The organism is Streptomyces niger (assembly GCF_000718305.1).
Classification (GTDB): Bacteria; Actinomycetota; Actinomycetes; order Streptomycetales; family Streptomycetaceae; genus Streptomyces; species Streptomyces niger.
Genome location: NZ_JOFQ01000006.1, coordinates 114,752 through 140,243, shown reverse-complemented (window position 1 = coordinate 140,243; position 25,492 = coordinate 114,752). Strand labels below are relative to the sequence as shown.

Sequence of the window (25,492 nt, the reverse complement as noted above, 5' to 3'; positions counted from 1 at the left end):
TTCCGCGGAACAGGGGCGGGAGTGGTCCCGGTGCGACGCAGCGTCTTGTCAGTGGGACACTCGGGTCGTATAACGTTGTAAAGCGGCGCCGGAGAACCCCAACGACCGGACGTGCCAACGGCGTTGGTGAGGGGTCCGCATCGGTCACCGGGGGCGGGCCGTTGGAGAAGGGATCGACTTGCGGGTCAGCCTCAAGGACGTCGCCGCGCACGCGGGGGTCTCCATCAAGACCGTCTCGAACGTGGTGAACGACTACCAGCACGTGACCCCGGCCATGCGGGCACGCGTCCAGCGGTCCATCGACGCGCTCGGCTACCGGCCCAACCTCGCTGCCAGGCACCTCCGCAAGGGGCGTACGGGCATCATCGCCCTCGCCCTGCCGGAGTTCGGCAACCCCTACTTCGCCGAACTCGCCGCCGCGGTCATCGACGCGGCGGCCGAGCACGACCACATCGTGCTGCTGGACCACACCGGCGGCCGCCGCGAGCAGGAAGTCCTGGTCAGCCAGGCGTTCCGGGCGCGGGTCATCGACGGACTGATCCTCAGCCCCATCGAGCTGGCGGCCGACGACTTGCGCGACCGCGCGGAGGACGTGCCGCTGGTCCTGCTCGGCGAGCGCGAGTACGACCTGCCGTACGACCACATCGCCATCGACAACGTCGCCGCCGCCCGTACCGCCGTCCGGCACCTGATCTCCCTGGGGTGCCGGGAGGTGGCGTTCATCGGTGCCCGGCGCGGCAACAGCGAGCCCGCCGAGTTGCGGTTGCGCGGCTGGCGCGCGGAGTTGACCTCCGCCGGTCTCTCCGTCGACGACGGGCTGGTGGCCGCCACCGACGGCTGGGGGTACGGGGACGGCGCCGCGGCGATGGTGGGCATACTGACGGGCGGCCGGCGCCCCGACGCGGTGTTCGCCTACAACGACCCGATGGCCATGGGTGCGATGCGGGTGCTCCACGAATGGGGGCTACGCGTGCCCGAGGATGTCGCGGTGGTCGGATTCGACGACGTGGTCGAGGGGCGCTTCGGCGCGGTGACGCTCACCTCCGTGTCACCGGACAAGGGGGCCATCGGCCGGCTCGCGGTGGAGTCGGTACTCGCACGGCTCGGCGGTACCACCTCCGAGGTCCGGCGCATCCGGGCGGGCCACCGCATCGTGGAGCGGGAGAGCACGCTGGGACGGCGTCACGCGGCGAACGACGGGACGATCCGTGTTCCCTCCTGAGGCCGTCCGCCGGCGCGCGCTCCTTCGGCCGGCCCGGTCAACGTCCGTGTCCGGCCAGCGCAGTGGGAACGTCGCGCGTGGGGCGGTGCCGACAGTGCCTCCCGTACTGGTCAAGGGCGCGCACCTTCCTGCTCGGCGCGCCGATGCCCGGCGGCTCGACCTCCCCGCTCCGCCCCCGCTTCCGTCCCCTGCTCCGCCCGCATCTCGTGCGTGAAGGGTTTACAGCGCCCTTCCAACGATGTAAAAACCCCTTGCGGCGGACCGAACAACGTCCAGCGCCTGGGGGAGACGCACCACTTCCGCTCGTCGTTCAGCTCCCCCTATTCCTTCACAGCAGCACCCGGAACGGGGTCTTCATGCGACGTACTCACCGCCCTCACCTCCTCGCCCGTCCTGCGCTCGTGGTCGTTGCCGCCGCGGTGGTCCTGGCCGCCTCCGGCTGCGCGAAGTCGGAGGACGACGTCTCGGACAGCGACAAGTCCTCGTCGGCCGCCGAGGCCGGTCAGAAGGTCGTCACGCCGAAGCCTGGCAGCAAGAGCTGCACCATCGAGGCCTACGGCGGCAGGAAGCTGGACCTGAAGAAGGGGGCGACGGTCGGCTTCTCCCAGTCGGAGAAGGAGGCCAACCCCTTCCGTATCGCCGAGACGAAGTCCCTCAAGGACGAGGCCTCCCGACGCGGCGTCAAGCTGCTGACGGCCAACGCCCAGTCGCAGTTCTCCAAGCAGATCAGCGATGTCCAGGACCTGCTGGCCAAGGGCGTCGACCTGCTGGTCATCGCGCCGCTCAACTCCGACGGCTGGGACCCGGCGCTGAAGGCCGCCGCCGCCAAGAAGGTGCCGGTCATCACCATCGACCGCAAGATCAATGCCACTGCCTGCAAGGACTACGTCTCCTTCATCGCCTCGGACTTCGTCGAGCAGGGCCGGCGCGCCGCCGACCAGATGATCAAGGCGACCGGCGGCAAGGGAGAGGTCGCGATCCTGCTCGGCTCCGCCGGGAACAACGTCACCACCGAGCGCACCAAGGGGTTCAAGGAGGCCATCGCCAAGAAGGCCCCGGGCCTGAAGGTCGTCTTCCAGCAGACCGGCGACTTCACCCGCGAGAAGGGCCAGCAGGTCACCGAGCAGCTCATTCAGTCCAAGCCGGGGATCAAGGGCATCTACGCGGAGAACGACGAGATGGGCCTCGGCGCGGTGGCCGCGCTCAAGGGCGCGGGCAAGAAGGCCGGCGACATCAAGATCGTCACCGTCGACGGTACCCGCAGCGCCGTCCAGGGCGTCGTGGACGGCTGGATCAGCGGTGTCATCGAGTCCAACCCGCGATTCGGCCCGCTGGCGTTCCAGACGCTGGACACCTTCACCAAGGGGGAGAAGGTGCCCCAGGACATCATCATCCAGGACAGCGCCTACACCCCGGACAACGCCCAGCAGGACCTCGGCAAGGCGTACTGACGAGCAGGGCATCGGCAAGGCCTACCGGCCTGCCGGCAGGGTCCGGCCGCCCGCGGCCCTGCCCGCCCCGCCGCCTCCTTCCGTCACCGCCTGCTCCTCGCTCCACCCGCCACCCCTCACCGTCCTTGTCAGGAGGCACAGGTGTCTGCCCCGGCCGAAGTCCTCGCCGTTCGCGGCCTGAGCAAGTCCTTCCCCGGCGTCCGGGCCCTGGACGACGTGGACCTCACCCTGCGCCCCGGTGAGGTCCATGCCCTGATCGGCGAGAACGGCGCCGGTAAGTCGACCCTCATCAAACTCCTCACCGGCGTCCACCGACCCGACGCCGGCGAGATCACCTTCCAGGGCCGCAAGGTCTCCTTCGGCACACCGCTGGAGGCGCAGAAGGCCAGCATCTCGACCATCTACCAAGAGGTCAACCTGATCCCGCTGCTGAGCGTGGCCCGCAACCTCTTCCTCGGCCGTGAGCCACGCAACCGGCTGGGCCTGCTGGACTTCGCCCGCATGCACCGCGAGGCAGCGGAGACGCTGCGCACCTACGGCGTCCGGGTGGACGTCCGGCAACCGCTGCGCACCCTCGGCGTCGGTGCCCAACAGATGGTGGCGCTGGCCCGCGCGGTGGCGACCGACGCACGGATCGTCATCATGGACGAACCCACCTCCTCCCTCGAACCGCGCGAGGTGGAGACGCTGTTCTCGGTGATCCGGCGGCTGCGCGACGACGGCATCGCCGTGGTCTACGTCAGCCACCGCCTCGACGAGCTGTACGCCGTGTGCGACACGGTCACCGTGCTGCGCGACGGCCGCCGGGTCCACCACGGCCCGCTGGCCGGCCTCGACCGGCTGGCGCTGGTGTCGACCATGCTCGGCCGGGAGCTGGGCGAGGTGCGCACGGAGGGGGTGACGAAGTTCGCCGGCGATCACCGCATCGCCGATTCCCAGCCGGTACTGGACGCCGAGGGACTGACGGTCCCGCACAAGCTGCACGGCGTCTCCGTACGCATCCGGCCGGGCGAGGTCGTCGGACTGGGCGGGCTGCTCGGCTCCGGGCGTACCGAGACGGCGAAGGCCATCTCCGGCGCCCTGCCGGTGCGCTCGGGGAACGTCACGGTGGCCGGCGTCCCGCTGCGGGGCGGCTCGACCGCAGCCGCCATCCGGGCGGGCATCAGCCTGCTGCCCGAGGACCGCAAGAGCGAAGGCATCGTGCCCGGCCTCTCCGTCCGCGAGAACATCGCGCTGGCCGCCCTGCCCCGCCTCTCGCGCTTCGGGCTGGTCTCCGAGGCCCGCCTGGACCGGATCGTCGACACCTTCGTGAAGCGGCTGCGCATCAAGGCGTCCTCACCGCACCAGAAGGTCGGCGAGCTCTCCGGCGGCAACCAGCAGAAGGTGCTGCTGGCCCGCTGGCTGGCGATGACCCCCAAGGTACTGCTGCTCGACGAGCCGACCCGAGGCATCGACGTCGGCGCCAAGGCCGAGGTGCAGAAACTCGTGGACGAGCTGGCCGCGGACGGCCTGGGCGTCCTGCTCATCTCCTCCGACCTGGAGGAACTCATCGAAGGGTCCGACCGCGTGGTCGTACTGAAGGACGGTGCGGTCGTCGGCGAGCTGACCGGCGACGACGTCACCGAGGACGAGCTGATGCGGACCATCGCCGGGGACGTTCCGGCGCCGGACGTGGCCAAGGGGGTGACCACCGATGGCTGAAGCCACCCTGCACACCGCCCCGCTGGACAAGGCCCGCCTCCTCCAGTGGCTGCAGACCTACGGCGTCTACGCGGGCGTGGCGCTGCTGCTGGTCGTCAACACCGTCATCACACCGCACTTCCTGTCCGCCGAGAACTTCCGCACCCAGGCCGTGCAGGTCGCCCCGGTCATCATCGTCGCGCTGGGCATGGCCCTGGTCATCGGCACCGAGGGCGTCGACCTGTCGGTCGGTGCCGTGATGGCACTGGCGGCCTCGGTGACGGCCCTCTACCTCGGCTACGGCCTGCTGCCCGCCCTGTTGGTGGTGGCACTGTTCGCCGCCGGAGCAGGCCTGGCCAACGGGGCACTGGTCGCGTTGGTAGGAGTGCAGCCCATCGTCGCCACGCTGGCCCTCATGGTCGGCGGCCGGGGCCTCGCCCTGGTGCTGCTGCCGCAGCTGAAGGACCTCCACAACCCCGGGCTGGCCTCCCTGGGCTCCGGCGACATCGCGGGCATTCCCTACCTCATCCTGATCGCCGCCGCCCTGGCCCTGCTGATCGCCTTCGTGGTGCGCCGCACCACCTTCGGACGCCGGCTCCTCGCCATCGGCGACAGCCGCCCCGCAGCCCAGCTCGCCGGCCTGCCCGTACGCCGAGTGCTGATCGTGGTGTATGTCCTCTCCGCACTGCTCGCGGCCGTGGCCGGCGTCCTCGCCACCGCCCGGCTCCAGGCCAGCGACCCGACCTCCCTCGGCAACCTGATGGAGCTCTCCGCCATCACCGCCGTTGTGGTCGGCGGCACCCCACTGAGCGGCGGCCGGGTCAACATCGGCGGCACGGTGGCGGGAGCCGTCCTCATCCAGCTGCTCACCGCCACCCTCATCAAGCACGATCTGCCCCCCTCGTGGACACAGATCGCCCAGGCCATAGTGATCGTGTGCGCGGTCTACGCGGCACGGGGACGGGGAAAGCGATGACCGCCACGGGGACGGACACGCCCGTGACCACCGCGAGCAACGAGCCGACGGCCGCGTCCGAACCGGTGGGCTCCGCCCGCTCCGAGCGGCTGAGCGCACTGGGCCAGCAACACGGCGCGCTGGCCGTCCTGGTCATCGTCGTCCTGGCGGCGTCGTTCGGTCTGGACTCCTTCGCCACCGGCGACAACATCGCCAACATGGCGACCAGTTCGGCGTTCCTCGCCATCGTCGCCCTGGGCATGACCTTCGTGATCATCACCGGTGGCATCGACCTGTCCGTCGGCTCCCTGTTCGCCCTCGGCGGTGTGCTGGCCGCGTGGGGAGCGCGCCACGGGTCCCTGCTCGCGCTGCTGCTGCCGCTCGTGGTGTGCGGCGCTGTCGGCCTCGTCAACGGGCTGCTGGTGGCCCGCTCGCGGCTGGCACCCTTCATCGTCACCCTGGCCGCCATGCTCGGGGCGCGCGGCCTGCTGCTGGCCCTCACGGACGAGGGCGCCGACACGTACCTGATCGGCAAGGGGACGTTCCTCGCCCACCTCGGCCAGGGCACCACCCTCGGCCTGGGCAACCCCGTATGGATCACGCTGGCCCTGTTCGTCGCGGGCGCCGTCGTGCTGCGCCGTACCCGGTTCGGCCAGCACGTGTACGCGGTGGGCGGCAACGAGGACGCGGCGGCCCTGATGGGTGCCCCGGTGGCGCGTACCAAAATCCTCGTCTACACGATGTCCGGCGTACTGGCGGGGCTGGCCGGTGCGCTCAACGCCGCCTGGCTCGCCTCCGGCGTGACCATCCTCGGCAACGGCATGGAGCTGGACGCCATCTCCGCCGTCGTCATCGGCGGCACCCTGCTGACCGGCGGCCTCGGCTATCTCAGCGGTTCGCTGGTCGGTGTCCTGCTGCTCAAGGTGATCCAGAACGTCATCAACCAGATCGGGTCCCTGGACTCCTCCTACCAGCAGGTCGTCAGTGGTGCCTTCCTCGCCGTCGTGGTCATCGCCCAGACCTGGCTCGGCCGCAGGCGGCAGCTGATGTGAGAACCCCGCACACGCGCGTCTCCGCCCCCACCCCTCAAGGAGTCACGATGCGTCGCTCACCCGCACCTCGTTCCCCGGTTCCCCGGCTCCCCGGTTCGGACGGTGGGCCCGACGGGCCACCACCGCACTGGCCGCACCGACCCTGCTGGGCGGTACGGCCCTGACGGCTTCCGGCGCTGCGGCTGCCGCACCCCGGGCGTGGACCCCGAAGCCGTCGCCCGCACCCAGTGGGAGGCGGAGTACGACCGCGTCAGCGACCAGCACCGCAGCTCTCCGCCCCCCCATGACGTGGGTCAACGAGAACGAGGGCTGGGGCAGGTACGACCAGGCCCGCATCGCACGACTGGCTGTACGCGTCAGCCCGGCGCGTACGCATATGGCACGTATGGTGAATTTCTGTGTGCAACGTCCGGTTCTGTATGTCTCGTGTTTGGACGGCTTCCGGCCGGTGATCCGCAGGCTTCGTGGTCACCGCGGGCGTTGGGCAGTCGGACGACCGCGCCACCTGACAGATCCGCAGGCCAGGGCCCATACACCGGCATCACCGACGGCCGGTCCGATGCGAAGGAATCCTGACGATGGTCGACACCAACCCTCTCAAACACGCCGCGGACAAGGTCGCCGACGCACTGCGGCCCGGGTCCGGGCCGGAGGAGGGTATTCCCGGCAAGCCCGGCCCGGAGACGCCGCCGGTCCTGGAGCCGGTGGAGCCGCGTGGCCCGCTGCCGCCCAAACCCGACCAGCGCGGGCCCGAGACGGTGTCGCCGACCGGGCAGCCCACCGGTGCGGACCAGTCCGACGTCGCGCAGCGCGACAGCCGCCTGACGGACGCTCAGGGGACCCGACTGTACGAAACCGACCACTCGCTGAAGGCCGGCCCCCGCGGGCCGGTGCTGCTGCAGGACCACCACCTGCGGGAAAAGGTCATGCACTTCGACCACGAGCGCATCCCGGAGCGCGTGGTGCACGCGCGCGGCGCGGCGGCCCACGGCGTCTTCCAGGGGTACGGGACGGCGGCGAACGTCACCAAGGCGGCGTTCCTCGCGAAGGACGTGGAGACGCCGGTGTTCGTGCGGTTCTCCACGGTCCTCGGCTCGCGCGGATCCTCCGACACCGTGCGCGACACCCGAGGCTTCGCGACGAAGTTCTACACCTCCGAGGGCGTCTTCGACCTGGTCGGGAACAACATCCCGGTGTTCTTCATCCAGGACGCCATCAAGTTCCCGGACATCGTCCACGCCGGCAAGCCGCACCCCGACCGGGAGATTCCCCAGGCCCAGAGCGCGCACGACACGTTCTGGGACTTCGTCACCCTGCACACCGAGGCGACGCACCACACGCTGTGGAACATGTCCGACCGTGGCATCCCGCGCTCCTACCGGATGATGGAGGGCTTCGGCGTCCACACCTTCCGACTGGTCAACGCCGCGGGTGAGACGACCCTGGTGAAGTTCCACTGGAAGCCGAAGCTCGGCGTGCACTCACTGGTCTGGGAAGAGGCGCAGATCGCCAACGGGGTGGACCCCGACTTCCACCGCCGGGACCTCGCCGATGCCATCGAGGCGGGGGCCCACCCGCAGTGGGAGCTGGGCATCCAGACCTTCCCCGACACGCCCGACCAGACCTTCGAGGGCATCGACCTGCTGGACCCGACGAACCTCGTCCCCGAGGAACTGGCCCCGGTGCAGCCGATCGGCCTGCTGACCCTCAATGCCAATCCGTCGAACTACTTCGCCGAAACCGAGCAGGTGGCGTTCCACGTCGGCCACCTCGTTCCCGGTATCGACGTCACCGACGACCCGCTGCTGGCCGGCCGGCTCTTCTCCTACCTCGACACGCAGATCACCCGGCTGGGCGGTCCGAACTTCCCCCAGCTGCCCATCAACCGGCCGCACGCCCCCGTCAACGACATGCTGCGGGACGGCATGCACCAGACAGCGGTGCATCGGGGGGTCGCCCCCTACAAGCCGAACTCGCTCGACGGCGGCTGCCCCTTCATGGCGGGTGCGGACACCGGCGCGTTCATCGAAACGCCGGTCGAGGTCCCGGCGGCACGGAAGGTGCGGGAAGCCCCGGAATCCTTCGCCGACCACTTCAGCCAGCCGCGCCGCTTCTGGCAGAGCATGACGCCGGTGGAGAAGGAACACATCATCGGTGCGTACACCTTCGAGCTCGGCAAGTGTTACGAGCAGGCCGTCAAGGAGCGGGGCCTGAAGGTCCTGGCCAACATCGACGCCGAGCTCTGCGCACGGGTCGCGGCCGGCCTCGGCCTGCCGGCCCCGGAACCGGCGGAGACCGTGGACCCGGTGGAGCCGAGCCCCGCCCTCTCGCAGGTCGGTGCCACCTGGCCGACGGACGGCCGGATCATCGGCATCGTCACCGACGAGTCCGGAGACCTGGACGGTGTACGCGCGGTGCGTCAGGCCGTACTCGACTCGGGCATGGTCCCCCTCGTCATCGCCCCGGCCGGTGGGAAGCTCGGCACCGGCGGCGACGCCATCACGGTGCAGCGTACGTACGCCACCGCCCGCTCCGTCGAGTTCGATGCCGTCCTCGTGGCCGGGACACCCGGCACCGGCAAGGACGCGCTCGGCGCACGGGACGCCAAGGCGGCCGCCGGCCCGGCCGGTGAGCAGGCCGCCGCCACCGACCCGCGCGTCGGACTCCTGCTGGCCGAGGCCTTCCGGCACGGCAAGGCCATCGGCGGCTGGGCAGGCGCCGACGCGGTGTTCGGCACGGCCGGTGTCCCGGCCGACGCGCCCGGTGTCGTGGTCGGCGACAGCGGCACCGCAACCCTGGAGCAGGTCGCCCAGCTCCTGGGCAGTCACCGAGTCTGGGAGCGCTTCAGCCCCGCAGTGTGACGGGAAGTGCCTGTGGAGCTGCTTCCCCGGCGCACGCCGCCGCTGCGGTTCTCGCGAGGTCAGAGGCGCGCAGCAGCGGTGGGTGGTGAGGAACTGCGACGGCGCGTGGGGATTCCGCGGGGCGCGGCGACGTTTGCCGGGGGAGGGGCCGGGCACGCGTCGCTCATGCTTCGGACCGGAGGCATACCCTTGGGAGCGGCGTATCTCCGCCGGGGTGTGCCTACGGAAACACGCTTCTCCTGGGGGAACCGCGATCTCTGATCGGCAGTTTCGACCAGGCAGGAGCCCGGACCATGCTCGCCTTATCCCGTTCCATGAGCTCACCCCGTTCCATGAGCTCACCCCTCCTCCACATCGCAGCGTCCGCGTCCCAGGAGCCGACCCAGCGGCGTCCCGACCGGGCGCCCACCCGGCCGCCGAACAAGCCCGCGCACCGTGACGAGCAGCTGCGCTGAGCCTCCGTCAGGAGTAGCCGCGCCGAGCCCCCGTCAGAAGCAGCCGCGCCGAGCCTTTCCACTCCTGGCGGCCGGACATCAGCCGCCTGAGGAGCCGCGCGGCAGCAGCTGGTGCGGTGAGACCACCCGGCGGGGCGCCACCTGTGCCATTCGGCCGTAGATGCGGTCCGCCAGCAACTGGAGGGCCGTGGTGGCGATGTGGTGTTTGTCCGGGGCGACGGTGGTCAGGCCCGGAGTGGCGTAGCGACCGTCCTCGATGTCGTCGAATCCGGCCACCGCCACGTCCTCGGGCACGCGCAAGCCACGCGCCAGGATGGCGTGCACGGCGCCGAGGGCGAGTTCGTCGGTGAAGCAGAAGACGGCGTCGGGGTGGTGCGGGCCCGCCAGGAGGAGTTCCATGGCGCGCCGGCCCTCGGCCCGGTGCAAGGACTCCACCGGTACCTCCCATTCGCGGCGCGACGTCAGCCCGGCGTCGACGAGGGCCTGCCGGTGCCCTATGAGGCGCAGCTCGGCGGTGCCGTTGCGGCGGTGCGGCTGGGTGCCGATGGCTGCCGGCCGGCGTGCGCCGCGGGCGATGAGGTGGGCGGTGACCTCCTTCGCGGCGGCCACGTTGTCGATCGCGACGTGGTCCACGGCGTCCTGGGGGTCGAGCTCGCCCAAGGTGACCACGGGGGTGGCGCCGGCCAGGGCCAGGATCTCGTGGGGAGCCAACATCCACGGGCTGATGATGATGCCGTCCATCGTGTGGCCGCCGGTCTTCGACAGCAGGCGCCGCTCCCGGTCCGCCAGGCCCTGGGTCTGGTCGATGAGGACGGTCCAGCCGCGCTGCTGAGCCGCCTCGACGATCAGGCCGGCCAGTTCGCCGAAGTAGGGAGAGCCGATTTCCGGGATCGCCAGCCCGATCAGGCCGGTGCGGCCCTGGCGCAACTGGCGGGCGGCGAGGTTGGGGCGGTAGTCGAGCTCCTCGATGGCGGCGAGCACCCGCTCGCGCGTCGCGGGTGCGACCGACGCCGAGTCGTTGACCACGTTGGAGACCGTGCGGGGGGAGACCCCCGCGAGCGCGGCCACGTCCCTCAGCTTCGCTGCCACCTGCGCCTCTTCCCTCCCTGGCCGGGCGACGGTACCGGTCCGGTCCGGCCCCGGCGACATGTTCCCGGCTTCATGATCGGATTCTCCCACGGCGGCTCAACGCTCCGGAAGAACTTTCCCGCATCCTATTGCCACGTTGCAATCAACGTGGCAAAAGTGGAGGGCAACCTTTCACCTCCGTTGCGAAGGAGCACGGCGTTGAACGCTTCCGCCCCCATGCCCACCGAGATCGGTACCGCCGTACGCGAGCTGTACACCGACGGCATCACCGCGCGTAAGGGTGCCTTCCGCGCCGACTTCGCCGACACCGTGCGGGAAGACATCGAGAAGGCCTACGAGGAGGCCCGAACGCGGCCGGGCGGCGCCGTGGGTCGCGGCCCGAACCGCTACTACGTCGAGATCCACCCCGAGCAGCTGCGCGGATTCCGGGAACTGGTGGACCACCCCTGGGTGCGCTCGGTCTGTGAGGCCGTGCTCGGCCCTGACTACACCTTCGTCGAGCTGGGCTTCGACATACCGTTCGCGGGGGCGGTCAACCAGCCGTGGCACCGCGACTTCCCGTCCCCCGGCGAGACGCGGCACGAGCACCGCCTCACGTCCCTGGCCTTCAACCTGACGGCCGTCGACACGGCAGAGGACATGGGCCCCTTCGAGATCGCGCCCGGTACCCAGTGGCAGCACGGCGGTGACTGGCACCACGAGATGTTCCCGCCGCGGGAGGACTTCCCGGACTACGAGGCACGGGCCGTTCGCAAGTACCCCCGCCGCGGTGACATCTCCGCCCGCTCGGCGCTGACGGTCCACCGGGGCACCACCAACCATTCGCCGCGTCCCCGCCCCGTCCTCGTACTCGGGGCCGACGCACCCGGCGCGGGCAACGACGGCCAGCACGACATGGCCGTCACCCGCTCCTACTGGGAGGCGCTGCCCGACCACCTCCGGCGCCACCTGAGCTGCCGTGTCGTGGACGTCCTGGAACCGATCGTCCAGCAGCACACCATCGAGGGACTGGTCATGGGCGACGCCTGAGCCGTCGGCCGCTCCGGCCCCCGTACCCCGCCCGCGTTCCTGCTTCCGGGCCCGCACCTCCGAAGGAACCTCCCGTGAACGAACTCCTGCCGGCCGACGGTGCTGTCGGCCGACGTGCCACCCGGGCCCGGCAGCCCGGCCTCCTCTACGCCGTGGCCGGCATCTCCGCGCTCGGCGGGCTGCTGTTCGGCTACGACACCGGCATCATCTCCAGTGCGTTGCTCGACCTGGCGCGCGATCTCGACCTCTCCACCCGCGCGCAGGAGATCGTGGTCAGCGCCATCCTCGTCGGCGCCATGGCCGGTGCTCCGATCTCCGGGGTGCTGAGCGCTCGCCACGGCCGGCGGCGCGTCATCATCGCGGTGGCCCTCGTCTTCGCCGCCGGCGCGCTGGCCTCGGCGCTTGCGACCTCCGCGGTCACCCTGGGGCTGGCCAGGCTGCTGCTCGGCCTCGCGGTCGGCGGCGCGTCCAACACCGTCCCGGTCTACATCGCGGAAACCGCGCCGCCCGCCGTACGAGGCCGGCTGATGGTGCTCTTCCAGCTGATGGTGGCGATCGGCCAGCTGGTCTCGTACCTGTGCGGCTACGCGCTCGCCGGGCCGGGCGGCTGGCGTTGGATGTTCGGGCTGGCCGTCCTGCCTGCCGTCGCCCTCGCGGCCGGCATGCTGCCGCTGCCGGAGAGCCCGCGCTGGCTGGTGGAACGGGGGAGCCGGAGCAATGCGGAGGCGGTCCTGGCCCGGTTGCGCGGACCCGGCCACGACGTCGGCGCCGAGGCGGCCGAGATCGCCGCGCTCTGCCGGGCCGGCAAGGCCGCGCCCCGCGGGCTGCGCGCCACGGTACGGGCGCTCGGTTCTTCCTGGGTGCGCCCGGCCCTCCTCATCGCTCTGGGCATCGCCGCCTTTTCCCAGCTCACCGGCATCAACGCGATGGTGTACTACGCACCCACGCTGCTCTCCGACGCGGGCTTCGGCGATTCGGTGGCTCTGCTGACCGGTGTCGGCATCGGTCTCATGCTGGTACTGGCCGGGGTGACGGGCGCGATCGCTGTGGACCGTATCGGGCGGCGGCGCCTGCTGCTGTGGCTCCTTCCGGGCTCCGGCATCGCCATGGCGGTCATGGGGATGGCGTTCCTCGCCGACAGCGGATCCGCGTTCCAGCGTGTGACGGTGGTGGCGGCGCTGTTCGCGTACATCTTCCTCAACGGCGCGAGCATGCAGGCCGTGGTGTGGCTGATCGCCCCCGAGGTCCTGCCGCTGGCCGTTCGCGGCCCGGCCACGAGCGCGGCGACGGCGACCGTCTGGGGGTTCGACCTGCTGATCGCGGTGACCGCGCTGACCTCGGCCCAGACGTTCGGGCTCACGGCCACCCTGCTGGCGTACGCGGTGATGAACGGTCTGTGCTGGGTCTTCGTCCTCCGGCGGGTACCGGAGACCCGCGGCCGTTCGCTGGAGGACATCGAGCAGCAGCTACGGGCGGGCGTGATGCGGCCTCGGGCGGACGAAGCGGCCCGCAGCCGGGCTTCGGAGACCGCCGGGCGATGACGGGGCCTCGTGCCCACCTCTTCCGTGTCCCGCCGCGGTCGTGGCATGCTCACGCTCGTCGCTCACATGAACGGTGTTCACATTCATGGATGACGTGGAAGGCGGGCTCATGGAGATCGGTAGACGCACCCTGCTGGGCAGTGCGATCGGCGTCGCAGCGGCGGCCGCACTGCCCGCCACCGCCACAGCCGCGGCGGCCGGGCACCGCAACACGCCCCTCTGGGACGAGTTCACCGCCCGGCCCTTCACGCACCCGCAGATTCCGTACGTGGGGCGGGCGGGCTGCCGGCCGGCCCACCGTCCCGGCACCGCCCGGAGCGGCGGAGTGCGGGACATCGATGTCGTACGCGACCACGGTGCGGCCGCCGACGGCTCGGCCGACGCCGCTCCCGCCATCAACCGGGCCATCGAGACGGTGGGCCGGCGCGGCGGCGGCACCGTCACCCTCCCGCCCGGCACCTACCGCATCGACGACGTCATCCGCATCGGTCACGACAACGTCGTCCTGCGCGGGGCCGGCAGCGGCCGCACCACGCTCCACGCCACCAGGAACCTGACCGAGATCGTCGGTCCCTACGGCAGCCGGTACGGCGGCGACAAGTCCAGCTGGTCCTGGGCGGGCGGCCTCATCTGGCTCTGTCCCGAAGCCCGTTGGGACTCCCTGGTCGCGGCGATCAGGAAGCAGGACTGGCCGTTCGAGGGCTGGACGGGCAACCGGCGGGACGAGTGGCGGCCGCTCACCGCCGTACATCCGGCCCGCCGCGGCTCCTGGACGGTGACGGTCGCCGACACGGCCGGCCTCACCCGCGGTGACCTGGTCCTCCTGCGCCTGACCGACGACGCGGATCACACCCTCCTGGAGCACATGGCGGGCGGCGGACCAGGGCCCGAGGCGTACCTCTGGGACGACAAGACCAAACTCACCAGCTACGTCCCCTACGAGTGGCCGGTGCGCATCGCCCACCTCAAGGGGCGAGCGGTGACCTTCGAGCGTCCGCTCCCGCTCGACGTACGCCCCGAATGGGACCCGCGGCTCACCACCCACGTACGGGCGCTCACGGGTTCCGGCGTCGAAGGGCTCACCCTTGAAGCCGTCGAGACGCCGCAGTCCCCGCACCTGCTCGACAAGGGCTACAACGGCCTCGTCTTCCAGTGCGCGTACGACTGCTGGGCGCAGGACGTCACCGTCCGCCACGTCGACAACGGCTTCGGGTTCGTCGCGGCCTCCGCCTGCACCCTGCGGACCACTCGCGTGGCGGGGCGCGGCGCACACCACCCGTACTTCTGCCGGGAGGGCTCGCACGACAACCTCGTGGAGGACTTCACCATCGAGGAACGCACCGTCCCCGCGCCGCCCGGCACCCAGTTGCACGGCATCAACGTCGAGGGACTGTCCAGCTACAACGTCTGGACGCGCGGCCGCATGGAGATGGGTACCTTCGACAGCCACCGCGGCCTGCCCTTCGCGAACGTCCGTACCGACATCACGCTGAACAACAACGGCCGGCACGGCGGGGACGCCAGCGCCGGCCCCCTCTTCGGCGCGCGGTTCACACACTGGAACATCCGCGTCACCAATGAACGGGCCGGCCTGGTGAAGATCGACGGACTGGCCCCGTACAGCGCCACCGTCGGCGTCTCCACGGTCCGCGAGTTCGACCAGATCGACGTCCCGGACTTCGCCGGTGACCTGCACTCCCGGCTGGCGGCGTACGGCCGCCCCGACTCGGTCCGACCACAAAACCTGTACGACGCGCAACGCCGGCTCCGCCCGTGACCGACTCCGTCTGCGACGTTTCCGGGGCCGCGCTCCCGCACCCGCCCATGCGGCCCCGGAATAGCTGGACATAGCATCGGTTCCCCTATGGACACCGTCACCCTCTGGGAATTCCTCGCGCTCGGCGTCGCCGCGGCACTCGTCGGCTTCTCCAAGACCGCCGTCAGCGGGGCCAACACGATCAGTCTCGCCGTCTTCGCGGCCGTCCTGCCCGCCCGCGATTCCACCGGCGCGCTGTTGCCCTTGCTGATCGTCGGGGATGTGCTCGCGGTACTCACCTACCGGCGCCACGCCCACTGGCCCACGCTGTGGCGGCTGTTCCCCGCGGTCGCCGCGGGCGTGGTGCTGGGAACGCTGTACATGGTGTGGGCGGACGACGCGGCGGTACGCACCTCGATCGGGGCGATCCTGCTGCTCATGGCCGCGGTCACGGTATGGCGGCGACGTGCCGCGGACAAGGCGGAGGAGCGAGGAGAGGAGAAGCGGGACGGGGGCACGGCAGGCGCCGCCCGTCTGAAGACGCGCTCCTACGGTGTGCTCGGCGGCTTCACCACCATGGTGGCCAACGCGGGCGGCCCCGTGATGTCCCTCTACCTGATCTCCACCGGCTTCAAGAAGCTCGGCTTCCTCGGCACCTCGGCCTGGTTCTTCCTGATCGTCAACACCTCGAAGCTGCCCTTCAGCGCCGGCCTCGGCCTGATCGACACCCGGTCACTGCTCCTGGACGCGGCCCTAGTGCTCTTCGTGCTCCCCGGCGCCTACCTCGGCAGGCGCTGCGTCGACCGGATCAACCAGCAACTCTTCGAGCGTCTCGTCATCGGAGCGACGGTTCTCGGCGGACTCCAACTACTGCTGCGCTGACGCTCGGCGAGCCCCTCCCACCGCTGCCGGCGTCACCTGCGCAAGGTGGCGAAGACCCCCCGGGTGCGGGCGCCGTCCGGCAGGCTCCAGTGACCGATGACGTGGCCGATCGTCCCGGCTGTGGCGGCCTCGGCACCGGACGCGTCGTCCGCAGTGGGCTGCAGGACGCGGTGCACGCGGAGCACCGTGCCATCCGAAGCCGTCAGTTCGGTGCTTTCCTGAGCGTCGGCGACAGCGGGGGAGAAGTCCGCGGAGACGGTGCCCTCGCCGGAGCGGGAGTGGCTGACCTCCCGGTCGGGGGTGTCGCTGACGCTTTGCGCCTGGGCCTGCGCCCGGCCCTCCATCAGAGCCAGCAACTGGGCGACCAGCACCGGGTCGTGGCAGCCGTCATAGGCCCATCGCGGCCCCAGCACTCCGTGTTCCATGGTGCCGACGAGGGCGTGCTCGGCCCCGTCGAGCGGGGCACCGCGGTAGGTGAAGGGAATCAGGTACGAGGCCGGGGCGGGGCCGGCGGAATCGGTGACCACCATGAACTCGATGCCGACTTCGCCTCGCGGGTCGTCCAGCCGAAACCCGCCCGCCTTCGCCAGCTTCGGGCTGCCAGGGCCGCCGCCGTACCACGGGCGGGACGGCAGCCACGAGGTGAGCAGCTCCAGCTTGGTCGGCGTGACGGTGGTGCGGTGGATGACGGACATGCCTGCGGCTCTCTTCCCCTGAGTGGACGCGAACTCCCACCCTTTCGCACACGCGGGCGCCTCCGCTACCCGTTTCGATCCGCTGTCCGCGCATCATGTGCGGCGCGTCCCGGGGTGTGGCCGAAGGTGCGGCGGAAGACGTCGATGAAGGCGCTCGCCGAGGACCAGCCGCACTGGTGCGCCACGGTCGTCACCGGCGTGTCCTGGGCGAGCAGTGCCAGTGCGTGACCGAGCCGCAGGTGGGTGCGCCACTGCGGGAACGTCATGCCGAGGTCCGCCTTGAACAGGCGGGACAGCGTGCGGTCGCTGGCGCCGACCTGTCTGCCCAGGGCCGCCAGGGTGCGGTTGTCGGCCGGGTCGGCGTGCAGGATCTCGCACACCGCTTTGAGCTGCGGTGCGGAGGGCGTCGGTACGTGCAGTGGTTGTTGCGGCGAGACCCGCAGTTGGTCGCAGAGGACGGCGCGTAGGCGCCGTTGTTCGGGGCTGTCGTCCGACGGGGCGCGGGTGCAGGCGAGGATCAGCTCGCGCAGCAGCGGGCTCACGCTCAACACGGTGGGCTCGTCCAGGCCGAGCGGATTGGTGTCGGCGGGCAGGCCGATCAGGTGCAGTTCGAGCTCGCCGTGTGCTTGGTGGGAGTGCACGGTGCTGGCCGGCACCCAGATCGCCCGCGTGGCCGGGGCGGTCCACGATCCCGCGCTGGTGGTGACGGCGAGTACGCCCCGGCCCGCGTAGACGATCTGGTGGTCGTCGTGCCGGTGGGCGTCGATGCCGGTGCCGGGGGCCAGCCAGCGGGCGCTGGTCGGCGCCGTCGACTCATGGCGGATTTCCCTCATTGATTGGCAGAATATCGGAAGTACGGCAGGGCGGCCACGACCGATCATGGCGCTATGCCAAGGAACAAGTCGATCGTCCTCTTGTCGGTCGGACACGCCTGTGTGGACGTCTACCAGGGCGCCGTGGCGGCCCTGGTCCCGTTCTTCGTGGCCGAGCGCGCCTACACCTACGCCGCGGCATCGGGCATCGTGCTCGCCGCCAGCCTGCTGTCCTCGGTGGCCCAACCCCTCTTCGGTGCGTTCACCGACCGGCACCCGTGCCCCTGGCTGCTGCCGGTGAGTACCGTGTTCGGTGGACTCGGCGTGGCCCTGAGCGGCATCAGCGGCTCGTACGCGCTCACGCTGCTGTTCGTGGCGCTGTCCGGCATCGGGGTCGCCGCGTACCATCCGGAATCCGCACGCATCGCGCGGGTCGCCAGCAAGGGCCGCCACAGTTCCATGGGGTGGTTCTCGCTGGGCGGCAACGTCGGCTTCGCCACGGCCCCGCTCCTGGTCACCGCCGTGATCGCCACCGGCGGACTGCGGTTCTCCCCGCTGCTGATCCTGCCCGCACTGGTCGGCAGCGTACTGACGTTGCCGGTGCTGCGGGCGCTCGCGAAGACCCCGCGCGCCGACGCGAGCAAGGGGGTCGCCGAGGGACGGGACGACTGGCGGTCGTTCATCCGGCTGTCGCTGGCGGTGGTGTGCCGGTCGATCGCCTTCGTCGGCCTGAGCACCTTCATCGCCTTCCACGTCCGGGAGCAGACGGGCGGCGGTACGGTGGCCGGGTCTGCCGCCCTGTTCGTGCTCTACCTCGGCGGTGCCGTCGGTACGGTCGTCGGCAGCCGCCTGGCCCACCGCTGGGACCGGGTCACGGTGGTGAGCACGGCGTACCTGACCACGGCGGCCGCGGTCGCCGGGGTGGTCTTCGTGCCCGGACCGGCGATCTACCTGTTCGTGGCGCTGACCTCGATCGGCCTGTACGTTCCGTTCTCGCTGCAGGTCACGCTCGCCCAGGACTACCTGCCCACCCGCGTCGGAACGGCCAGCGGGATCACCCTCGGCCTCATGGTCAGCGTCGGCGGCCTGACCAGCCCGATCATCGGCAGCATCGCCGACGCCACCTCGCTGCGCACGGCCCTGATGCCGCTGATCGTGATGCCGGTGCTGAGCTGGCTGCTGTTCCGCACCCTGCCCGAGCCGACCGTGCCCAAGCCACTGCTGGGGGAGACCGACGAGGAAACCCCGCCGGAGGCCGAATCCCACTCCACCGAGAGCGCCACCGAGAACAGCCGCCTCTGACGTCCGTTGCGGTGCGGCCGGCTCACGTCGGTGGGATCAGGGACTTGCGGAACTGCTCGATCACGTCGTCCAGGAGGCTCGTGCCCTCCGGACGCAACTGCGGCTCACCCTCGTGGAACGTGAGGTGTTCGTTGAGCAGGAAGAAGCTCTGCACCACGTGCCGGGCGCCCAGCGAGTGGGCCACGGGCCGCAGGGCGTAGTCGAGGACGAGGAGGTGGGCCATGCTGCCGCCGGTGGCCAGCGGAAGTACCGCCTTGTCCCGGAATCCGTACTGGGGCAGCAGGTCCAGGAAGGTCTTGAGCAGGCCCGAGAAACTCGCCTTGTACGTCGGCGTGGCGAGGACGATGCCGTCGGCCCGGGCGACCCGTTCCAGGGCCTCGGCGATCGCGGGATCGGTGGTGTCGGCGCTCAGCAGCGGCGCGGCCGGCAGGGTGCGGACCTTCAGGTGCCCGGCGTGCCACTCGTACTCGGCGAGGCGCCGCGCCACGTGGTCGCCGATGGCTTCGGTCTTCGAGGTCGCGGACGGGCTGCCGGATATGACCAATATATGGGACACAGCCACCCCTGGTGTCGTGTGGTCCGGTAGGGAAATCTGACGCATACGGAGCGGGCGGGGCGCGGTACGTGAACCGCGCCCCGCCCGCCGCGCGTCAGGCCGGCCAGCCGAACGCGCTGATGGTGTCGCGCTCGCGCTGCGGCTCCGGGTCGCTGAAGACGAAGCAGCGAGTGTTGGTGACGCTGCCGCCCTCGGCCTGGGCGGTCGAGAAGATCAGCACGGGCTTCGGGGCGCCTTCCCTGGTGAGAAAGTTGGCCCGGAAGTTGATGATCGGGGAGTCCTCGTCCCAGCGGCCGAGGAAGTCGTCGAGCAGCCCCTCGTCCTCGTAGATGGTGCGAATGTGCTGGCCGACGTACTCGTTCGGCGAAGAGGTGTAACCGACGAGCGAGACGTCCGCCGGGTTGGCGTGCATGACCTGGCCGTTGACGCCGATCAGGTGAATCGCCACCGGGGCGACCTCGTAGAACTCGCGCAGCACGTCCTCCTGGTCCTTGGCGGGGGCCAGCGTGGGCAGCGGGCGCTCGTTGACGGCGCGGATCCAGGACGCGGCGTCCGAAGTGATGTCCTCGGTGCTGTTGTTGGACACCGGGAGCCGCTCGCCCAGCTCCGGTCGGCTCACCCAATGGATACGCGTGTCCGCGCCGCTGCCGGTCAGGACGGCGTTCACCCGGGCCGTCTGCTGGTGTTTGCCGTCGGCGTCGCGGTAGGTGACCTGGACGTTCTCCACCCGCTGGTCCTTCTCCAGGCGCTGGATCAGGGTCTGGAGGCCGTCCGCCGAGCCGTCGACCAGGATGCGGCCGCCGAGCTGGTCGGCCTCCCCACCCATCAGCACGGACTGGGCGCGGTTGTGCAGGACGACGGCACCGGAGCGGTCGGTGACCGCGATGCCCACCGAGCTGTTCGCGATGACATCGATCAGTTGGTCGACCGAGGGGGCGCTCCGCTGGTCGTTCGACATGGTGACTCCATTCATGTGGGGTGCTGAGGTGGTGGAGATGGTGGTGGGGTTCGGTTCGGTGGGTTCTCTCACTCCGGGAGGGTGATGCGTTCGGGATGCCGGCTGTGGTCGACGATCCGCGTGATGGTCCGCGCGACCGCCTCCCGGTCGGAGAGGTAGTAGTCGTGGCCGCCGGGGAAGGTGAACAGCCCCAGGAACGGGCCGTTCGTGAAGCGCTTCCACTGCTCCATCTCGGTCGGGCGCGCGAAGGGGTCCGAGGTGCCGGACAGCAGGGCCAGTGGCGCCCGTACCGCCCGGTGAGCGGTCCGGTACTCGCCCCGCATCCGCAGGTCCCGGTCCATCCACTGCTCCCCGGCGCCGTCCTGCCGGTCCGGCGTCCGCAGGGCGGCGAACGCGGTGGCCAGCAGCGAGCGGGGGGTACTGCCCGGCTCACGGGCGCCCGACACGGAAAGGCTGGCGGCCTCGCAGCCGGCTCCGTCCTCGAAACGCAGCGTCAGTTCATAGGCGTACAGCGCGCCCAGACTGTGCCCGAAGAAGTGGAACCGGCGTCCTGGCAGGGCCTCGGCCAGTTCGGTGGCCCAACGGTCGGCCGCCTCGTGCACGGAGCCCGGTGACTCCGCCGCGGCCAGCCGGCCACGTCCCGGCGTCTCGCAGTGCACGGCGAGCAGGGTGTCCGGGAGAAGCGCACCGATCGGGAAGTACGGCGAGGTGACGCTGCCCGCCGGCGGCAGGAAGACGATGACGTCGTCGGCCCTGTCGGCAGCACCCTGCACAACCGTGCATCGTTCGGTACTACTGCCCATCGCCGCTCCCCGCGCAGATGTCGGCCGTCGGTGTCATTGGAGGAAGTTCTGCTCGATGTCCTTGAGGGTGCGGAAGGAATCGAGGCTGACGGCGTCCGCATCCAGCGCCGTGCCACGCAGGTCCTCGATGTAGAGGACGAGCTCGACGAACTGCAGCGAGTCGACGATCCGCGAGTCGATGATGTCGGTCTCGGGTGCGAGGTCCGTCATGTCCGGGTTGCGTTCGAGGATCCAGTCGCGTACGTCGGTCCAGGTCGCTGTCATCAGCCCTCCTTGTGCTGTGCGGCGTGGGGTCCGGTGGTGTCACCGTCCGGCGGTGTCACTGCCCGGCGGGGGCGGTCAGGCCGGCGAGGGCGTTGAACGCGCCCACCCGGTCCGCCACTTCGGAGGCCAGGGCGAGGTCGCTGGGGCTGAAGGCGCCGCGGCGGTGCTTCTCCGCGCGGACGAGGACGAGGTGGCCGCCGGACAGCCCGCGGTAGTCCAGGGAGAGCACCACCGCCGAGTCGCCGTTGCCCTCCCGCAGCAGCTCCAGGTGGCGCGGGTCGGTCTTCTTGGCGAACTTCTCGTGCTCGCTGATGACGAGCTGCGGCTGCCCCGTCTCCACGGCGAGCTCGCGCAGCGTCTGCACGATGGTGTTCAGCTCGTCCGGGGCCTGGACCACTGCTTGACCGCCGGTGGGCCCGGCGTCCAGCGAGATGGCGGTGGCGAAGAACGGTACGCAGGTGCGGGCGACGGCCGGCAGCACGTCCGCCGCGTCCTTGGTGTCGCGGACGGTGGCGCTGACGTGCGCGACGAATCCCAGGTTCTCCTCGGCAGCTTTGCGCCCAGCGATGTACTTCAGGGCGGTGTTCCAGTTCTGAGCCGGGGCTCCGGCGGTGTTTTCGGGCATGGCGAATCCTCGGAAGGTGGGGTGCGGATGAAATGCGGGAGCGGGGGAGCGGCGACCGCCGACCGATGTCGTACGGGCACGGCAGCACGCGGAAGGCGGGCCCTACCGGGCAGGCCGGTCGCTCAGTGGAACCGGACGTCCGGGTCGAGCAGGCACAGCCGCCCGTCGGCGAGGTGCAGCCGGTCGTTGCTGAAGTTGAGGACGGCCGAGCGCAGGTCGCGCAGCGCCTTCTCCAGGCCGGTCGGCGAGTCCTGGAGGTAGCCGTGCTTGAGGCCGACCGCGTCGATGAGTTCCTCGACGGCGGCGTGGCACTCCTCGGCCGCCGTGATCTTCAGGTTGTTCAGCAGCAGTTGGTGGCTGGTGACCGACCAGTCCGTCCCGGACTCGGCCAGCGCCTGGGTCCGGCGGAGCAGTGCGTGCACGGTCTCCAGCCGCTGCCGGGCGCGGGAGAGGCGGGTGAGCAGCAACTCGGAGCGGAGATCGAAGCGCTTGCGGCCCGCGGGGTCACGCAGCAGGTGCAGTACCCGGGACAGCGCCCCGGAGGCGGTGCCCAGCCACGCGGCCGACCAGCCGAGATGGGCGAGCGGGCCGAAGACGGACTGCACGATGCGGTGGAAGGCGCCGTGCTCACCGATCACCTGATGGCCGGGGATGCGACCGCTGATCCTGAGCGGCAGGCTGTGGGTGGCGCGCATGCCCAAGGGGCGCCACTCCCCGGCCACCTCCACGTCCAGCTGGTGACGGTGGGCGTACACGAGGGAGACATGGTGGTCAGCGGTGGCGTACGGGCTGCGCATGGTGATCAGGAAGCCATCGGCGCTCGTACCGCCGGTCGAGATGGGGACCGCCCGGTCGACCTCCAGCGTGCCCTCCGACTCGTGCAGCGGGGCCTCGGACTTGAACAGGTCGGCGCCCTTGCCGCTCTCGGTGGTCACGGAGGCCAGATACATCCGGCCCGACGCGAGGAGCGGGATCAGTTCCTCGCGCAGCGGCGACGCGGCGTGTCGTACCACCGCCTCGGCCTGCTGACAGTGCATCACGAAAATCATGGACAGCGACATGTCGGTACGCCCGAGCACGATGCCGGCCTCGATGAGGTCGTCGAGGGTACCGCCGAGGCCGCCCTCCTCCCTGGGCACCAGCAGACCCAGCAGGCGGGTGTTGCGCAGCTCTGCCAGGGCCTCCTCGGGGAACGTCGCGTCCCGGTCGTGGCGGTCCAGGTGCTGCTCGGCGACCTGGGTCACCGCCGCGAGGCGCTCCGCGAGGTCGGGAACGCCGGCCCGGTCCGCATCCTCGGACGTCGTTGCCGTTGCCGTTGTCATTGCCGTGGTCATCAGGCCTCTTTCCGGGTGCCGGCCGTGATCGCCGTGAGCGACCGGTAGTCGATCTTTCCGTTGCGGCTCAGGGGCAGGGCATCCCATTCCCGCCAGTGTCGCGGCACCATCACCGGGGGCAGGGCCGCACTGAGCGCCTGCTTCAGCTCCTGCTGCGACACCTCGCCGCGCAGGGTGTAGTGGGCGACGAGTTCGCTGACGGCGCCCTCGTCGGAGACGGTGACGGCACAGCTCTCGACGCAGGGGTGGCGGCTGAGGGTCGCCTCGATCTCACCCAGCTCCATCCGGACGCCACCGACCTTGACCTGCCGGTCGTTGCGGCCCAGGTAGTACACGAGCCCGTCCTCGACGCGGGCGAGGTCGCCGGTGCGGTAGATCCGTCCGGTCGCCGAATCCGGGTCGAAGGGGTCGCGGAAGAAGGCACGTTCGGTGGTGGCGGGGTCGTTGAGATAACCGAGCCCGACGCAGGTGCCGCCGATGAACAGCTCGCCGCTTTCCCCCGGTTCGGCCGGCCGCCAGGCGTCGTCGTCGGTCCGGAGCAGGACGTGGAGGGTGCAGTTGGCGACGGGGGAGCCGACCGGCAGCCGGGGACGCGACAGGTCGGCCCGCGTCACCACGTGCAGGGTGACGTCGTCGGAGCACTCGGCGGGCCCGTAGGCGTTGATCAGGGACACGTGCGGGAGGGTGTCGAGCACCTGCTCCGCGAGGGCGGGGTACAACTCCTCGCCGGTGGACATCAGCCACCGCAGCCCCGGCAGCGCCGCCCCCTCCCGGCGCCGTATGTCGTCGACGAGCCGGCCGATGACGGTGGGTACCAGCTCCACGACGGTCACGCCCGCGGTGTCGAGCGCACCGAGCAGCCAACGCGGCATGCGCATGGCGGCGTCGTCGAGCACGACGACCTTGCCGCCGACCAGGAAGGGGCAGAGCATCTGCCAGATGGAGATGTCGAACACCAACGGCGCCGAGAAGGCCACCGCGTCCTCCGGGCCCAGCGACAGGTCGGCCACCTTGGACCACAGGTGGTTGAGCAGACCCCGGTGCTCGATGGTGGCGCCCTTCGGGCGGCCGGTGGTGCCGGACGTGAAGATCGTGTAGCGCGCCTCGCCGGTGCGGTCGCCGTACGGGCCTTCGTCCGGGCCGACGGGCCTGCCCTCGTCCGGCAGGCTCAGGGTGCCGATTCCCTCGGCGCCGGCGGCGGAGCGGGCGGCGGCGCTGCCGTCGGAGTAGTCGAGCAGCAGCGCGGGCCGGCTGCGGTCGAGCACATCGCGTACGCGGCCCTCCGGCCAGCCCAGGTCGATCGGCAGGTACGACGCCCCGAGGCTCTCCAGGGCGAGGAAGGCGACCGGCGTGTGCGCACTGCGCGGCCCGACCGCGGCGACCACGTCACCGGCCCGTACCCCATGGGCCCGCAGCGCATCCCGCGCCGAGGCGACCCGGGCGAGCAACTCCGCGTAGGTCAGCGAGCGTTCGCGGTCCTGGACCGCGCAGGCGTCCGGCCGGGTCCGGGCGTGCAGGGCGACGTGGTCGAGGAGCGCGGTCGCCGCATCGAGGTCCGCGGGGTTGCGCAGGGCCAGTTCCCGTGCCCGGCTGACCGCGCCCGGCGCCAGGGGCAGTACGGGCCGGAGCTGTGGGTCGGGATCTTCGGTGAGGTGTGGGGACGTGGCCTGGCTGTCCAAGGTCTCTCCTGAATCCTTCGGGGGTGGCGAGTGGTGATCGGTCAGCCGGTCGTCGCGCCGACGAGGTGGGTCTCACCTGGCGGCCGGTTGCACGGACCACACGGCGCGGTGCAGGCGCGGCAGCCGAGCGGTGGGGCTCGTGCAAGGACCGAGCGGACGGCCGTAGCGGGGACCGTTCGCGGTGTCAGCCTTGCAACCCCCTGTCGAGACGTTGTCGAGGCCGTGTCGGAAGCGAGCTCCAGAACTGCTCAACGTTGTGCATGGAAACGGCAGAGATGCAGGTCAGAGCCGATTTTTGGGATTCGCGGGGGTGGTCGGGACGACGCCGACAGCGGTAGAACCGCCTTGGATACCGACCGACAGTGGCCTACCGGCGGGGTGGTTCGGCCCGTCTCGTCGGCGTCGTCCGTGGTGGATCCGCGGCCCTCAGCAGTACCGTGGGTCGGCGGAGGGCGGGCCGAGGCGGCGGAGGCCCGCCCTGCGGTGTCGCG

Annotated in this window: 22 protein-coding genes; 12 read left to right on the top strand and 10 right to left on the bottom strand. The window is 70.8% G+C overall.

The genetic code is table 11. From position 1 onward, the window contains the following. The first annotated feature begins 178 nt into the window (after window positions 1-178). The 7 genes from IF20_RS13180 to IF20_RS40485 all read left to right on the top strand — a co-directional run bounded on the left by IF20_RS13180 (window position 179) and on the right by IF20_RS40485 (window position 9,676). On the top strand, window positions 179-1,222 hold the full coding sequence (locus tag IF20_RS13180; protein WP_052865318.1) for a LacI family DNA-binding transcriptional regulator: 1,044 nt from the start codon (window positions 179-181) through the stop codon (window positions 1,220-1,222). 356 nt (window positions 1,223-1,578) lie between these two features. Beyond that, complete coding sequence (locus IF20_RS13175; RefSeq protein ID WP_052865317.1) at window positions 1,579-2,673, top strand: ABC transporter substrate-binding protein; 1,095 nt, start codon at window positions 1,579-1,581, stop codon at window positions 2,671-2,673. Window positions 2,674-2,814: 141 nt separating this feature from the next. Then, entirely contained in the window at window positions 2,815-4,374 is a 1,560-nt protein-coding gene (locus tag IF20_RS13170; RefSeq protein ID WP_052865316.1) for a sugar ABC transporter ATP-binding protein, read from the top strand. Then, the gene (locus IF20_RS13165) at window positions 4,367-5,329 is read left to right on the top strand and encodes an ABC transporter permease (RefSeq protein ID WP_052865315.1); all 963 of its coding nucleotides are present in this window, start codon (window positions 4,367-4,369) and stop codon (window positions 5,327-5,329) included. Before IF20_RS13170 ends, IF20_RS13165 begins: the two co-directional genes overlap by 8 nt. Continuing rightward, window positions 5,326-6,360, top strand: coding sequence for an ABC transporter permease (locus IF20_RS13160; protein ID WP_110944124.1), 1,035 nt, complete (start codon window positions 5,326-5,328; stop codon window positions 6,358-6,360). The genes IF20_RS13165 and IF20_RS13160 overlap by 4 nt, the downstream gene beginning before the upstream one ends. 578 nt (window positions 6,361-6,938) lie before the next feature. Next, window positions 6,939-9,221, top strand: coding sequence for a catalase (locus tag IF20_RS13155; protein WP_052865314.1), 2,283 nt, complete (start codon window positions 6,939-6,941; stop codon window positions 9,219-9,221). Window positions 9,222-9,553: 332 nt separating this feature from the next. Further along, window positions 9,554-9,676, top strand: a complete 123-nt coding sequence (locus IF20_RS40485) for a hypothetical protein (RefSeq protein ID WP_267881128.1) — start codon at window positions 9,554-9,556, stop codon at window positions 9,674-9,676. 78 nt (window positions 9,677-9,754) lie between these two features. Here the strand turns inward: IF20_RS40485 and IF20_RS13150 are convergent, their stop codons facing one another. Further along, the gene (locus IF20_RS13150; RefSeq protein WP_052865313.1) at window positions 9,755-10,765 is read right to left on the bottom strand and encodes a LacI family DNA-binding transcriptional regulator; all 1,011 of its coding nucleotides are present in this window, start codon (window positions 10,763-10,765) and stop codon (window positions 9,755-9,757) included. A 216-nt stretch (window positions 10,766-10,981) separates the two neighbouring features. Here IF20_RS13150 and IF20_RS13145 point away from each other — a divergent pair, with 216 nt between their 5' ends. The 4 genes from IF20_RS13145 (at window position 10,982) to IF20_RS13130 (ending at window position 15,973) form a co-directional block, all read left to right on the top strand. Further along, window positions 10,982-11,794, top strand: a complete 813-nt coding sequence (locus tag IF20_RS13145; RefSeq protein WP_052865312.1) for a phytanoyl-CoA dioxygenase family protein — start codon at window positions 10,982-10,984, stop codon at window positions 11,792-11,794. Between the two features lie 74 nt (window positions 11,795-11,868). Beyond that, a complete protein-coding gene (locus tag IF20_RS13140) occupies window positions 11,869-13,335 on the top strand; it encodes a sugar porter family MFS transporter (protein ID WP_052865311.1) in 1,467 nt (488 codons plus the stop codon). A gap of 85 nt (window positions 13,336-13,420) precedes the next feature. Beyond that, window positions 13,421-15,112: a glycoside hydrolase family 55 protein gene (locus tag IF20_RS13135; protein WP_234426633.1), complete on the top strand. Its 1,692-nt coding sequence runs from the start codon at window positions 13,421-13,423 to the stop codon at window positions 15,110-15,112. 87 nt (window positions 15,113-15,199) lie between these two features. After that, window positions 15,200-15,973, top strand: coding sequence for a sulfite exporter TauE/SafE family protein (locus IF20_RS13130; protein ID WP_052865310.1), 774 nt, complete (start codon window positions 15,200-15,202; stop codon window positions 15,971-15,973). A 32-nt stretch (window positions 15,974-16,005) separates the two neighbouring features. Here the strand turns inward: IF20_RS13130 and IF20_RS13125 are convergent, their stop codons facing one another. Next, on the bottom strand, window positions 16,006-16,668 hold the full coding sequence (locus IF20_RS13125; protein ID WP_052865309.1) for a maltokinase N-terminal cap-like domain-containing protein: 663 nt from the start codon (window positions 16,666-16,668) through the stop codon (window positions 16,006-16,008). Between the two features lie 65 nt (window positions 16,669-16,733). Beyond that, the gene (locus IF20_RS13120) at window positions 16,734-17,501 is read right to left on the bottom strand and encodes an AraC family transcriptional regulator (protein ID WP_052865308.1); all 768 of its coding nucleotides are present in this window, start codon (window positions 17,499-17,501) and stop codon (window positions 16,734-16,736) included. A gap of 54 nt (window positions 17,502-17,555) precedes the next feature. Between IF20_RS13120 and IF20_RS13115 the strand changes: the two genes are divergently transcribed. Beyond that, window positions 17,556-18,782, top strand: a complete 1,227-nt coding sequence (locus tag IF20_RS13115; RefSeq protein ID WP_052865307.1) for an MFS transporter — start codon at window positions 17,556-17,558, stop codon at window positions 18,780-18,782. 22 nt (window positions 18,783-18,804) lie between these two features. Here IF20_RS13115 and ssuE read toward each other — a convergent pair whose 3' ends face one another. From ssuE to IF20_RS13080, 7 genes are all read right to left on the bottom strand, one after another. After that, window positions 18,805-19,338 (bottom strand): NADPH-dependent FMN reductase, encoded by a 534-nt coding sequence (gene ssuE, locus IF20_RS13110; protein ID WP_052865306.1) that lies wholly within the window; start codon window positions 19,336-19,338, stop codon window positions 18,805-18,807. 94 nt (window positions 19,339-19,432) lie between these two features. Further along, window positions 19,433-20,296 (bottom strand): PAS domain S-box protein, encoded by an 864-nt coding sequence (locus IF20_RS13105; protein WP_052865305.1) that lies wholly within the window; start codon window positions 20,294-20,296, stop codon window positions 19,433-19,435. A gap of 68 nt (window positions 20,297-20,364) precedes the next feature. Beyond that, window positions 20,365-21,099 carry a thioesterase II family protein gene (locus IF20_RS13100; protein ID WP_110944121.1) on the bottom strand — a complete coding sequence of 245 codons (735 nt, stop codon included), beginning with the start codon at window positions 21,097-21,099 and terminating at the stop codon, window positions 20,365-20,367. A 33-nt stretch (window positions 21,100-21,132) separates the two neighbouring features. Next, window positions 21,133-21,363 carry a hypothetical protein gene (locus IF20_RS13095; protein ID WP_052865303.1) on the bottom strand — a complete coding sequence of 77 codons (231 nt, stop codon included), beginning with the start codon at window positions 21,361-21,363 and terminating at the stop codon, window positions 21,133-21,135. Window positions 21,364-21,418: 55 nt separating this feature from the next. Next, the gene (locus IF20_RS13090; protein WP_052865302.1) at window positions 21,419-21,988 is read right to left on the bottom strand and encodes a hypothetical protein; all 570 of its coding nucleotides are present in this window, start codon (window positions 21,986-21,988) and stop codon (window positions 21,419-21,421) included. 122 nt (window positions 21,989-22,110) lie between these two features. Next, a complete protein-coding gene (locus IF20_RS13085; RefSeq protein WP_234426632.1) occupies window positions 22,111-23,322 on the bottom strand; it encodes an acyl-CoA dehydrogenase family protein in 1,212 nt (403 codons plus the stop codon). Then, a complete protein-coding gene (locus IF20_RS13080) occupies window positions 23,322-25,001 on the bottom strand; it encodes an amino acid adenylation domain-containing protein (RefSeq protein WP_052865301.1) in 1,680 nt (559 codons plus the stop codon). Before IF20_RS13080 ends, IF20_RS13085 begins: the two co-directional genes overlap by 1 nt. Window positions 25,002-25,492 lie beyond the last annotated feature (491 nt).